At 75.6% G+C, this 11,282-nt stretch carries 14 protein-coding genes; 4 read left to right on the forward strand and 10 right to left on the reverse strand.

Annotated features, from left to right (window positions below; translation table 11 throughout):
* From ACWGJO_RS30815 to ACWGJO_RS30825, 3 genes are all read right to left on the reverse strand, one after another.
* Positions 1 to 206 (reverse strand): hypothetical protein (locus tag ACWGJO_RS30815; RefSeq protein WP_452188738.1); only part of this gene is annotated, 206 nt, incomplete at its 3' end.
* Between the two features lie 93 nt (positions 207 to 299).
* Positions 300 to 968 (reverse strand): AAA family ATPase, encoded by a 669-nt coding sequence (locus ACWGJO_RS30820; protein ID WP_452188740.1) that lies wholly within the window; start codon positions 966 to 968, stop codon positions 300 to 302.
* A gap of 144 nt (positions 969 to 1,112) precedes the next feature.
* A complete protein-coding gene (locus ACWGJO_RS30825; protein WP_452188742.1) occupies positions 1,113 to 2,039 on the reverse strand; it encodes an LLM class F420-dependent oxidoreductase in 927 nt (308 codons plus the stop codon).
* 163 nt (positions 2,040 to 2,202) lie between these two features.
* On the opposite strand from ACWGJO_RS30825, the gene ACWGJO_RS30830 reads away from it, so the two are divergent.
* Positions 2,203 to 2,556, forward strand: coding sequence for a DUF6401 family natural product biosynthesis protein (locus ACWGJO_RS30830; RefSeq protein WP_452188744.1), 354 nt, complete (start codon positions 2,203 to 2,205; stop codon positions 2,554 to 2,556).
* 40 nt (positions 2,557 to 2,596) lie between these two features.
* Here ACWGJO_RS30830 and ACWGJO_RS30835 read toward each other — a convergent pair whose 3' ends face one another.
* Positions 2,597 to 3,403, reverse strand: coding sequence for a membrane protein (locus tag ACWGJO_RS30835; protein WP_452188746.1), 807 nt, complete (start codon positions 3,401 to 3,403; stop codon positions 2,597 to 2,599).
* 200 nt (positions 3,404 to 3,603) lie between these two features.
* On the opposite strand from ACWGJO_RS30835, the gene ACWGJO_RS30840 reads away from it, so the two are divergent.
* Positions 3,604 to 4,368: an alpha/beta hydrolase gene (locus ACWGJO_RS30840; RefSeq protein WP_452188748.1), complete on the forward strand. Its 765-nt coding sequence runs from the start codon at positions 3,604 to 3,606 to the stop codon at positions 4,366 to 4,368.
* Positions 4,369 to 4,472: 104 nt separating this feature from the next.
* Here the strand turns inward: ACWGJO_RS30840 and ACWGJO_RS30845 are convergent, their stop codons facing one another.
* Genes ACWGJO_RS30845 through ACWGJO_RS30860 form a run of 4 tightly spaced genes read right to left on the reverse strand, consistent with a single transcriptional unit; the run spans position 4,473 to position 7,079 of the window.
* A complete protein-coding gene (locus tag ACWGJO_RS30845; RefSeq protein WP_452188750.1) occupies positions 4,473 to 4,979 on the reverse strand; it encodes a hypothetical protein in 507 nt (168 codons plus the stop codon).
* 47 nt (positions 4,980 to 5,026) lie between these two features.
* Positions 5,027 to 5,449, reverse strand: coding sequence for a hypothetical protein (locus ACWGJO_RS30850; protein WP_380551336.1), 423 nt, complete (start codon positions 5,447 to 5,449; stop codon positions 5,027 to 5,029).
* Positions 5,446 to 6,303: a class I SAM-dependent methyltransferase gene (locus ACWGJO_RS30855; RefSeq protein ID WP_452188752.1), complete on the reverse strand. Its 858-nt coding sequence runs from the start codon at positions 6,301 to 6,303 to the stop codon at positions 5,446 to 5,448. Before ACWGJO_RS30855 ends, ACWGJO_RS30850 begins: the two co-directional genes overlap by 4 nt.
* Complete coding sequence (locus ACWGJO_RS30860) at positions 6,300 to 7,079, reverse strand: DUF2071 domain-containing protein (protein WP_359910831.1); 780 nt, start codon at positions 7,077 to 7,079, stop codon at positions 6,300 to 6,302. Before ACWGJO_RS30860 ends, ACWGJO_RS30855 begins: the two co-directional genes overlap by 4 nt.
* A 496-nt stretch (positions 7,080 to 7,575) precedes the next feature.
* On the opposite strand from ACWGJO_RS30860, the gene ACWGJO_RS30865 reads away from it, so the two are divergent.
* Positions 7,576 to 8,262 carry a hypothetical protein gene (locus ACWGJO_RS30865; protein WP_387693481.1) on the forward strand — a complete coding sequence of 229 codons (687 nt, stop codon included), beginning with the start codon at positions 7,576 to 7,578 and terminating at the stop codon, positions 8,260 to 8,262.
* Here the strand turns inward: ACWGJO_RS30865 and uppS are convergent.
* Positions 8,201 to 10,015 (reverse strand): polyprenyl diphosphate synthase, encoded by a 1,815-nt coding sequence (gene uppS / locus ACWGJO_RS30870; protein WP_452188754.1) that lies wholly within the window; start codon positions 10,013 to 10,015, stop codon positions 8,201 to 8,203. The genes ACWGJO_RS30865 and uppS overlap by 62 nt on opposite strands.
* A gap of 216 nt (positions 10,016 to 10,231) precedes the next feature.
* The gene (locus tag ACWGJO_RS30875) at positions 10,232 to 10,822 is read right to left on the reverse strand and encodes a cysteine hydrolase family protein (RefSeq protein ID WP_452188756.1); all 591 of its coding nucleotides are present in this window, start codon (positions 10,820 to 10,822) and stop codon (positions 10,232 to 10,234) included.
* A gap of 152 nt (positions 10,823 to 10,974) precedes the next feature.
* Between ACWGJO_RS30875 and ACWGJO_RS30880 the strand changes: the two genes are divergently transcribed.
* A partial coding sequence (locus ACWGJO_RS30880; RefSeq protein WP_452188757.1) for a DJ-1/PfpI family protein occupies positions 10,975 to 11,282 on the forward strand: 308 nt, incomplete at its 3' end.

Here is an 11,282-nt window from a genome sequence, read left to right on the forward strand (position 1 = left end):
CCGGCGGGCCGCCGGGCGGCGGCTCCGGCCGCCCCGGCGGCATCGGCGCCGCCGTCCGCGCACCCGGCCACCGCGGCGGCCGGAGCCGCGGTGGCGCGGTGTGCGGCCGGAGCGGCGAACTGGCTCAGGCCGGCCGCGGCGACCAGCGCGGCGGCGCAGGGGAACAGGCGGGGGGCACGCGAGCGCACCCGGGCAGTACGGCGCATCAGCGCTCCTGACGGGGGAGTTGACGTGGTCTCGGCCGCGTGCCGGGCCTGCTCCGGCCGGACCCGCCGGCGCCCGGCGCGGACTCGCCGAGACTACGACGCCGTGAAGTCGATCTCCCGCAGGGCGCGCGCGGCGGCCCGGTCGAGTACCACGGCCGACGCACAGCCGGCCGGCAGCCGGCCGGCCTCCAGGATCCGGTGGCGCAGCCGGGCGACCGCGGCCAGGTGCCGGGCGAAGGCGTAGCGCGAGACGCCGCGCCGGCGCCGCCGCTGCCCGTCCAGGGCCTCGGCCGGGTCGGCGTCGAGCAGCAGCAGGTGCACCCGGCGGCCCTGCCGGGCGGCGGCGCGGACCAGCCAGGCCCGCACCCAGGGCTGGGTGCCGCAGTCGTGCACGGCGAGCGGCCCGCCGTCCAGGACGGCACGGCGCAGCCGCCGGTAGTGGGCGAGCCGGGCCAGCGGGCGGTAGAACGCGTACGGCAGGCGGCCGGGCAGCCTGGCCGCGTACTCCTCGCGGACCAGCTGGGAGTCGATCAGCGGGGCGCGGACGCAGCGGCGCATCAGGGTGCTCTTGCCGCTGCCGGGCAGGCCGGTGACGACCAGCAGGTCCCCGGCGGGGTAGCGCAGGACCGCCGGACCGGGCCCGCGCAGCTCGTGCCGGGCGGGCGGGTCGTGCGGCGCGGGCAGGACGACGCGCTCCCCGGCGGTGCGTGGCGGCGGCACCCTCGGCGCCTCCGCCGTCCGCACCGTTCTCGTCCCGCTCACCCGGTCTCCCCCCGCCGTTCCCGTCCAAGGAGCATGGCGCATTCCCAAGAACGAGTAAAGGGCGGAGGTCGGGGCGGGTACGGACGACCCGGGCCGGGCCCGGGCCGCCGGCCGTTCGGACCGCCGGCGGGCCCCGGGCGCGTCTCAGGCGAGCTGCGGGGCGATCCGGGAGGCGATCAGCTCCAGGTGGTCGAGGTCGTCCAGGTCGAGGATCTGGAGGTAGATCCGCTCGCTGCCGACGGCCGCGTACCGGCCGATCTTCTCGGCGACCTCGTCCGGGGTGCCGGCCAGCCCGTTCTCCTTGAGCTCGTCGACGTCGCGGCCGATCACGGCGGCCCGGCGGGCGACCTCGGCGTCGTCCCGGCCGACGCAGGCGACCAGGGCGCTGGAGTAGACCAGGTCGTCGGCCGCGCGCCCGGCGTGCTCGACGGCGGCGCGGACCCGGCCGAACTGGGCGGCGGTGTCGTCCACCGAGGCGAACGGCAGGTTGAACTCGTCGGCGAAGCGGGCGGCCAGGGCCGGGGTCCGCCGGGGGCCGTGCCCGCCGACCAGCACCGGGACGTGCTCCTGGACGGGCTTGGGCAGCGCGGGCGAGTCGGTCAGCGTGTAGTACTCGCCCGCGAAGTCGAAGGTGTCGCCGAGCTTGGTCCGCCACAGCCCGGTGATGATCGCCAGCTGCTCCTCCAGCCGACCGAACTTGTCCTTCGGGAAGGGGATGCCGTACGCGGTGTGCTCGGCCTCGTACCAGCCGGCGCCGAGGCCGAACTCGACCCGGCCGCCGCTCATCGCGTCCACCTGGGCGACCTGGATCGCGGTGACGCCCGGCAGCCGGAAGGTCGCGGCGGTCATCAGCGTGCCCAGGCGGATGGTGCTGGTGTCGCGGGCGAGGCCGGCCAGGGTGATCCAGGCGTCGGTGGGCCCGGGCAGGCCGTCGACGTCGCCCATCTTCAGGTAGTGGTCGGAGCGGAAGAAGGCGCTGAAGGCCCCGAGCTCCTCGGCGGTGCGGGCCACCTTGAGGAGGGTGTCGTAGCTCGCGCCCTGCTGGGGTTCGGTGAAGATGCGGAGATCCATGCCGGCCATTCTGGTACGGAGCACCCCGTGATCGGCAGAGCGAACCGGACGGGACACGGACCGTCGCCGCGGCGGGCGGTGACGCGGGCGGGGTGGCCAAGGTCTCAGCACGGAACCGTCACGGGCGTCCGTTCCGGCTCCGGGGCTCGCCTAACGTGGACGGATGTTCGCCACCTCCGACGATTCCTTCCGGCGCTCCCCCGACGAGCCGGCCGGCTGTCCGCTGCCCGGCATCGTGACGGCCTTCACGCCCCGCCTGGCCGAGTTCGCCTTCGAGCCCGGCTTCGTCGCGGCGGTCGACCAGCACGCGGCGATGCTGCGGGAGCTGCTGTACGCGCAGGGACCGGAGCTGGCGCCCCGGCCCCTGGACCGTGAGGAGTTGTCGGACTACGCGCTGGGCTTCGTCGACGCGCTCGACGAGATCGGCTGGCGGGAGCCGGTCGGCTACGACTACGCCGTCATGCGGCTCACCGCGATCTGCTGGCTGGTGCGCGAGGAGGGCCTGCTGGAGGTCTGAGCCCCGGCGGGCCCTGCCCGGCGACCGGCGGTGGCGGCGGCTACCGGTTCTGGTCGCCCTCGATGCCCGGCGCGGGCGGGGTGCCCGGACCGGTCTGGGTGGTCGGCCGGACCGGCTGGTTGGACAGCGCGTCGGAGCGGCCGGCCTGGTAGGCAGTGCCGCGCAGCCGGGCGGTCTCCCGTTCGGCACCGTCCAGCCACCGCTCCCAGCGCTGGCGCATCGGCAGGATCAGGCCGCCGCCGACGCCGACCACCAGCACGCCGGCGATGGTGGCGAGCACGGCGATCAGCACCGGGGTCGTGATCGCGGTGGCGATCCCGACCTGGCCCAGCGCGGCGATCACACCGAGGCCGACGATGAACGCCCAGACCGTGGTGGCGACCACCCGGCCGTACGAGGCGCCGGACAGCGAGTTGCCCACGATGTCCCGCACGCCGTTGGCGATGGCCATCGCGACCACCAGGATCACGACGGCGACGATGGCCCTGGGCAGCCAGGCGACGATGCTGTGGATCATCACGCTGATCGGGTTCGGACCGAAGACTCCGAACGCCAGCTGCAGGGCCATCAGCAGGACGATGTAGTAGACGACCTTGCAGACGATGCCGGTCATGTCGTACTTGGAGCCGGCCAGCCGGGCGGCCATCCCCGACCGCTCGGCGACCCGTTCCGAGCCGAGCCTGCGCATCACCCGGTCGAGGAGCTTGGCGATCGCCTTGGCCACGATCCAGCCGATGAACAGGATCACCAGGAAGGCGATGAACTGCGGGATGACCTTGGCGATCTTGGACCAGGCCTGGGTGAAACCCGACCCGAAGTCGACGGACAGAGCGAGCTGCTGAGCCACGGAGTCCTCCACTCGGTGACACGGCGCCACGAGCGGGCGCTTGCGGCCCCCCACCCTTCGTGAATAGCAGGCGCCCGCTCCGGCCGCGCGCGCCCGGTGTCCGGGATGGTTCCCTCGGGTGAACGGTCCGGCCGTCCGCACGCGTACAGTGGCGGTCCGGGGGGACGGGCCACGGGCGGGACGGACGGGACGGTGCGGCAGTGAGCGGTACGGCGGCGGAGCGCGCGGTGGGCCACCGGGCGCTGCACTGGCAGGTCCGGCCGGACGCGGCCCGGGCCGCCGTCCTGGTGCTGCACGGCGGCGAGGAGCACAACTTCTCCCGGCCCGGACGCCTCAACCTCCCGCTGCTGCGGATGCACGGCTTCCTGCGCGGGCTCACCAGGGCGACCGCGGACGCCGGCGTCGCCATCGGGACCGTCCGCTACCGCCACCGCGGCTGGAACGGCGAACGGGCCGACGCCGCCCAGGACGCGACCGCCGCGCTCGACGAACTGACCGCGCTGCTCGGGCCGGTGCCGACGGTGCTGGTCGGCCACTCGATGGGCGGGCGCGCCGCACTCCGGGCCGGCGGGCACCCGTCCGTCACCGGCCTGGTCGCCCTCGCACCGTGGTGCCCTGCCGAGGACCCGTGCGAGCAGCTCGCCGGACGCGACGTGCTGATGCTGCACGGCGACCGCGACACCGTCACCCCGCCCGCCGACACCCGCGCCTTCGCCGCCCGCAGCCGCGCCGCGGGCGCCAGGGTCTGCGGATACACCGTCACCGGCAGCGGCCACGCCATGCTCCGGCGGATCTCCGACTGGCACCGCGCCACCACCCGGCTGACCACCGCCCTGCTCGGCCTCCAGCCGCTCCCCGCCGAGACCGCTTCCGCCCTCGCCCTCCCGACCGCCTCCCGCGAGGCCCTCACCCTCGCCCTCCCGCCCCAGCCGCGCCGCGCGCCGACCCTGCCGGCGAACGTCTGACGGTACGGGCCCCGCGGAGCGGCGGAGCGGGCTGCCGGTCCGGGCCGGCGGCCGGCGCGGCCCGCGAAAGCGGTCCGCCCGGGCGAGGAGGTGTGCCGGCGTGCTCAGCCGGTGGCCGCCTTGGCCCCGTCGGGCGAGACGCAGGGGGACTCGAAACCGACCTTCAGCGTGGCCGGCCAGTTGTCGCCGTCCGAGATGGAGGCCTTGAAGCCGTTGTCCGGGTTGGTGAGGACGATCACACCGGGCCTGCTGTCGGTGACCCGGAACCCGGCCACGACGAGGTGGCCGCGGAAGGCGTCGAAGATCGTGTCGTGGTGATCGGCCGGAATGTCCCGCAGGAAGCGATAGGTGACGGCCTTCACCTGGCCGTCCGGCTCCGAGGGGGCGCCCTTCTTGAAGCACTTCTCCTCGCCGTCGCGGTCGACCACCGGCGAGATCGGCTTGGGGAAGGCGAGGAAGGTCTCGGAGAAGTACTGGTCGGTCTTCTGCTTGGCCTGGGCGCTGGTCAGCGCCGCGTCGGACGAACCGGAGCAGGAGGTGGCCGCCAGCAGGACGACGCCGGCCGACAGGGCCGACCGCACGGCGCGAGCACGGGGGAAAGCAACGGTCACCGCATGATCCTTGAGGGGTGTGTGGGCTCCTGGGGTCGCGACTGATCCTAGACCGTGTGCCAGAGGGCTCCGGCGAAGACCGCCGTCACCCAGGTCCACAGCACGCAGAGGCCGAGGTGGGCGACGGTGCGCAGGCGGTCTCCGCGCCACAGCCGGGGCGAGAAGTAGGCGAACTCGAAGAGCCAGCGCAGGCCCCAGAAGAGGGTCTGGCCCGCCAGCAGGGCGGTGCCGAGCCGGCCGCCCGCCAGCAGGTCGGGGGCCAGACAGAGCGGGAGCAGGCCGAGCAGGGCGCAGGCGAGGCCGATGAAGAAGAGGTGGGCGTAGGACACCTGCCGGGTCAGCAGGGTGGTGCCGGACAGGTCGGCGGGCCAGCCGATGGCGCGGGGCAGCACCGCGTGGACCAGGCCGAGGGTCACGAGGGCCGCACCCACCAGGCGCAGCTGGGCCTCCAGGGTGACCAGCCCGGTCATGACGCGGCCTTCCGGAAGGCGAAGGCGGTGACAAGGCCGGCGATCCGGCGCTCGGCGGCCGGGTGCAGGCCCGCCTCGGCGGCGTGCCCCAGCCAGGTGGCGCGGGGCAGGAAGTGCCAGGCGCCGGGACCGTAGACGGCGGTGTTGGCGGCGTCCCGCAGGTGCTCGACCAGCAGCAGGGTGCCGCCGGGGCGCAGGCTGCGGGCGGCCTCGGCGAACAGGGCGGTGCGGTCGGCGGGCCGGCGCAGCTCGTGGGCGGCGAAGACGGCGAACACCGTGTCCAGGGCGCCGGTCGCGGCGGGCAGGGCGTCCGGGCGGGCCGGGATGCCGCCGGGGGCGGGCGGGGCGTGGCGGCGGGCGCGGCGGATCGAGCCGCTCGCGGTCAGCGCGGGGTCGTACAGGTCGGCGAGCCGTCCGCGGGCACCGGGGTGGCGGGCGGCGATCGGGCGGCTGGCCTCGTCCAGGCCGGTGCTGATCACCAGGTGGTCGCCGGGGCCGTCGGGCAGCAGCTCCGGCAGCCAGTCGTAGCGGTGGAGTGCGGAGCGGTCGTAGACGCACCAGGTGGCGAGGGTGCTGACGGCGAGGTATCCGGCGGCGGTGGCGGCGGCCGCCCGGGCGAGCACGGCGGCGGGGCCCGGCAGCCGGCCGGCCAGCGCCCCGCCGACGGCGACGGTGAGCGCGCCGGCGGCGTACATCGGCCAGTTGTAGCGGACGACCTCGCGCACACCGGACGGGCGGGGGCCGTCGGCCCGGGTCGTGGACGGGCACAGGACGGCGGAGCAGGCGGCGAACGGGCGGGCGACGAGCGGGCGGGCGGCGGACGGGCCGGGCCCGGCCGGGGCGGGGGCGGTCATCGGGCGGCTCCGGTGAGGTGGCGGCGCTCCCCGGCGTGCCAGCCGTAGTCGAGGCCGGCGACGTGGAAGGCGTTGGCGAGCAGGGGCCGGCTGCCGGCCAGCGGGCCGTGGTCGAAGAAGGTGAGCCGGGGCACCTCGACGGCCACCGGGACCGGGTCCCAGTGGGCACGGGTGGCCTTGACCACGATCATCGAGCGGGTCTGCGGCTCGTACTCGAAGGTGTAGGGCAGCGGGCCGGCGAAGCGCCGCGCGGCCCGGGCGTCCGCGAACGGGCTGCCCGGCGGGAGGGCGGCGGGGGCGCCGCCGAGGTCGGCGCGCACGTGCAGGTCGGCGCGGCCGTCGCCGCTGACCACCTTGAACTCCAGGGTGTCGCCGACCACCCGGGTGCCGATCCGGGCGTGCCGGTAGTGGTAGCGGGAGAAGGCGTTGCCGCCGAGCGCCATCATCCGGCTGTCGGTGTCCGAGCGCAGGATGCGCAGGCCGCGCATGGTGCGGCCGCCGGGGGTCGGGAAGCGGGTGAAGACCCGGTAGCCGGTCAGGATGAAGTCCCGGCCGAGGCGGGCGGGCAGCGCGGCCGGGCGCAGTGCCCGGGTGTCCACGACGGCGGCGGCGACGAAGCCGTGCTCGGTGCCGTCGGGGTCGGTGTAGGTGTCGAGGGCGAGGCCGGGCGGCACCAGCGGGGCGAGCAACCGGGGCGGCAGGGCGTAGGTGAGCACGAGCGAGTGCGCGAAGTGGGTGCGCATCGCGAAGGGGTGGCGTTGCAGCAGGTGTCGCACGGTCGACTCCGGGGTCGGGTAGGGGGGTTCGGAGCGTGACGGGGCAGCACGGGACCGCCTTCCGCCGCAGGCCGCGGTGGGGTGTTCTCGCGCGCCCTCATCATGGCGCACGACTTTGAACACGTTCAACTCAGGGTGGGGGCGCTACGGCGTGGGTACGCGAACGGCCGGGACCGCACGGCTCGGACGGCCGTCGCCCGCGTCGCGCGGACCTCCGGGGCCCGGGGCGCGCGAACGCCGCGCCCGGGGCCCACGCCGCGCGAAGCGGGGCCCGGGCGCGGCAGGAGGCGGGCCCCGGGCGCGGCGGAGTCGGGACCGGACACCCGGCGGGCAGCCGTCCCGGGGGGCTCATGTTCCCGAACGGACCACCCATGGCTGCGTCCCACTCCCCCCGTGCGAGTGGTTTCGTTCTCCGGAATGGCCTCGGAGACGGTCGGTGGACGGATGATCCGTCCCAGGGCCGTGCTGGACGGCCCGGGAAGGACGGTTCGGGACGATGAGCACGACGCGGCGTTCGCTGCTGGGCGCGGCGCTGGGCGCCCCGCTACTGGGGTGGCTCACCGGGACGGCGGCCGGTGCCGTTGACGGCGGCACCGACCGCTCCGGAAACCTGGGAACGCTCTCCAACGGCTGGGTCGAGGTGCGCTGGACCCCGGAGGCGCAGGCCCAGCTGGACCGCTTCCACGCGATGGTGGACGTCGTCGCCCCGGCCCGCATGGTGATGGACCGCCACGGCCCGGCCGTCCACCTGCCGATCCGCTCGGCCGTTGGCGACCCGTCCCTCGCGAACCCACCGAAGGCGCACGGCGACGGGGCACTGGACGGCGGGGTGTCCGTCCGCACCTCCCGGGGCGACTACCGGGTGGTGAACCTGGCCGGCGCGATCAAGGACGGCCTGGGTTCCGGCCGGTGCGAGGTCGGCGGGGCGGAGATGGGGCACCGCTCGGCCTTTCGCTGCGGCCTCACGGAGGGCAAGCTGACCGCCGATCCGGTACCGGCCGGGCACCCGATCAAGGTCCGGCTCACCGGGGTGCCGCTGCGCCCCACCCAGGAGGCGGTGGACACGTACACCGCGAACTTCGGCGCGCACCCCGTGACCGTGGACACGGTGCTGGCGTACGTCACGGCCCAGGGAACGTACACCCCTCCTCCCCCGGCGGCGGCGCAGGAGCAGCACTCGTAGGGGGCTTCCGGGACTGCTGGGACCGTTGGGGCGGCGCGGACGGCGCGGACGGCTGCGGCGGCCCGGGTTGCTGCGACTGCCGGGACTGGGCGGGCACGCCCCCGCCGAAGCGGCGCTCGCGGGCCGCGTAGGCGCGGACGGCCCCGCGCAGCCGGGCCAGGTCGTAGTCGGGCCACGGCGTGGGGTCGAACAGCAGCTCGGCATAGGCGAGTTGCCAGGGCAGGAAGTTGCTGATCCGCTGCTCCCCCGAGGTGCGGATCAGCAGGTCGACGTCCGGGAGGTCCGGAAGGTACAGGTGCCGGGCGAGGTCGGCCGGGCCGATCGCCTCCGGACGGATCACCCCGGCCACCACCTCGGCGGCCAGGTCCCGGGCCGCGGCGGCCAGTTCCTCCCGTCCGCCGTAGTCCACGCAGACCGTCAGGGTCAGCGTGCCGTTGTTGGAGGTCATGCTCTCCACCAGCGCGATCGCGGAGGCCAGCGACTCGTCCACCCGGTCCCGCCGGCCGCACCACCGGATCCGCACCCCGAGCGCGTGCAGGCCCTCCGCGCCACGGGTGAGGCCCTCGGCCAGCGAGTCGAACAGCGCGGTCAGCTCCTCGGGCGGGCGGTCCCAGTTCTCGGTGGAGAACGCGTACAGGCTCAGGTGGCGGATGCCCAGCCGCAGCGCCGCGTTGACCAGCCGCAGGGCGGCCCGCTGCCCCGCCTGGTGGCCGTACCGGGCGGGCAGTCCGCGGGCCTCGGCCCAGCGGCGGTTGCCGTCCATGATCACGGCGACGTGGGCGGGCGCCCCCTCGGCGGGCACGGGCCGGGTGCGACGGCGGGGAGTGGCCCCGTCGGAGCTCAGCGGAGTGAGGCCCTCGGACAGGACGCGCGAGCGCGCCAGGGTCACTTCGTCGTACTGCATCTGGGCACCGAGCAGCAGGGTGTGCAGGAACGGGCGGCAGCCGGGGGCGGCGAGCCAGGTGACGGGCAGGGCCTGCTCCAACAGCCGGTGCAAATGCGCCTGCTGACCCTCGACCAGTGTGTCCAGGGCGGCCCGGTGGCGCCCCCGGGGATCGGGTCGGCCGAGGTCGGCGACGGTCAGGCCGAGCCCGCGCAGCTCCTCCTGCGGCAGGTAGCAGCGGCCGGCCGCGAGGTCGAGCGGGAGGTCCTCCAGGATGTCGGCCAGCTGGCAGGCCTCCCCCAGCGCGGACAGCGCGTCCGCCGCCCGCGGGCCCCGCGCCCCCAGCAGCGGGGCCCACAGCTCGGTGATCGTCCCCGCGACGCCGCGCAGGTGGCGGCGCTGGTCCGCACGGGTCTCGAAAACCGGCGGGTGGGCCCCGTCGGCCCGGGTGGCGTCCAGGAACTCCTCGACCAGCGCCGGGTCCAGCTCCCACCGGCGCACGGTGTCCACGAAGGCCCGGCGCAGCGGGTGCTCGCTGCGGCCGGCCGCCAGCTCGGCCAGGGTCTCGGCCCGCCAGCGGGCGAACCGGCGCAGCCGCCCGGCGGGGGCGGCTTGGGCCTGGGCGTTGCGGGCGTCGGCGCCAGGGGCGTCGGCGCCACGGGCGTCGGCGCCAGGGGCATCGTCGGCGATCCGGTCGGACCGGGAGGCGAAGCCATTGACGGCGTGGAAGTACGGCCGCACCTCGGGCGGCAGTGTGTCGCTGATCGCCCGCAGCGAGGCCTGGTGCTCGGCCACCTCCTGCTCGCAGACCCGGTACGACTCCGCCAGCTCCGGCGGGCCGCCCACGGCCGCCGCCCCGTTCCCCGCCATGCCCGTTCCCCGCCCTCCGCCGACACCGTGCGCGGACTGGTCAACGAGGCGGGGGCGGATCGGTGGCGTTTCCGGGCGCCCTCGACGCCCCGGACCACCACGGTGGACCGCCACGCGGTGGACCGCCACGGCGGGCGGTCCGGCCGAGGCTCCGCCCGGGCCCGCCGAGGGCCCGCGCCGAATCCGCCCCGGATCCGCCCCGGATCCCACCCGGGCTCAGCCGAGGTCGGCCGGGGACTCCACCACCACGCCGTACAGGTCGCCGATCGTCGCCAGCGCGGCGCGGTGGACCTGGACGGCCGTCAGCCCGGTGCCGGCCGACTCCAGCGGGCGGGTGGCGCAGGCGGCGGCCACGACGGTCGGGCGGTTGCCGCGCAGGAAGGCGCCGGCCGTGGTGAAGGCGACGCACATGTGGGTCATGAATCCGGCGACGACGACGTCCCGGTGGCCGGCCGCGTCGAGCAGTTCTCCCAGGTCGGTGCCAACGAAGGCGTCCGGGCCCTGCTTGACCACCACCCGCTCGCCCTCGGCGGGGGCCACGCTCGGGTGGATCCGCCCGATCTCGGCCCGGATGTCGTACGGGGTGCCCTCGCCACCGTCGTTGATCACGTGGATCACGGTGGCGCCGGCCTCCCGGGCCCGGGCGAGCAGGTCGGCGCCCGCGTCCAGCGCTTCCTGCCAGCCCGCCAGTTCCATCACGCCGCGCACATAGGTGTTCTGGTAGTCGATCATGATCAGGGTCGAGTCGCCGAGCACGGCGGGCTTCTCGTCGAGGCCGTTGAGGGTGCGCAGGGTCGTGGTGGGCACGGGGTACCGCCTTCACGGTCGGGAGTCGGGGATCTCGCGGGCCACTGCGGGTGCGGCCGGCCCTGAAAACGCTACGGGCGGTGCTCTGGTGTCGGCAATGTCGTCTAACCTGCAGATTCCGACATCGAGCAGGGACGACGAGGAGGGAAGCGGTGCCCGCATCCGCTGCGCAACGGCTGATCGTCATCGTGCTGTTCGAGGGCGTCGACCTGCTCGATGTGACCGGCCCGCCCGAGGTGTTCTCACTGGTCCGCCGGGAGACCGGCGACGCGACCGGCTACCGGGTCGTCCTCGCCGCCGAGACGGCGGATCCGGTCACCACCGCGGCGGGCGTGCGCATCCTGCCCGACCTCACCTTCGACGAGGCCGCCCGGAGCCGGATCGACACCCTGCTGGTGCCCGGCTCGGTCGAGGTGGACGACCACCGCCGGGTCCGCGCGCTCGCCGACCCGGCGGTGGT

Source organism: Kitasatospora sp. NPDC054795 (genome assembly GCF_053611565.1).

Excerpts from the sequence above, each read along its gene's own strand:
- ACWGJO_RS30855 (WP_452188752.1), bottom strand. The coding sequence starts at position 6,303 with ATGACCGCCCCCGCCCCGGCCGGGCCCGGCCCGTCCGCCGCCCGCCCG.
- ACWGJO_RS30830 (WP_452188744.1), top strand. The coding sequence starts at position 2,203 with ATGTTCGCCACCTCCGACGATTCCTTCCGGCGCTCCCCCGACGAGCCG.
- ACWGJO_RS30850 (WP_380551336.1), bottom strand. The coding sequence starts at position 5,449 with ATGACCGGGCTGGTCACCCTGGAGGCCCAGCTGCGCCTGGTGGGTGCG.
- ACWGJO_RS30825 (WP_452188742.1), bottom strand. The coding sequence starts at position 2,039 with ATGGATCTCCGCATCTTCACCGAACCCCAGCAGGGCGCGAGCTACGAC.
- ACWGJO_RS30865 (WP_387693481.1), top strand. The coding sequence starts at position 7,576 with ATGAGCACGACGCGGCGTTCGCTGCTGGGCGCGGCGCTGGGCGCCCCG.
- uppS (WP_452188754.1), bottom strand. The coding sequence starts at position 10,015 with ATGGCGGGGAACGGGGCGGCGGCCGTGGGCGGCCCGCCGGAGCTGGCG.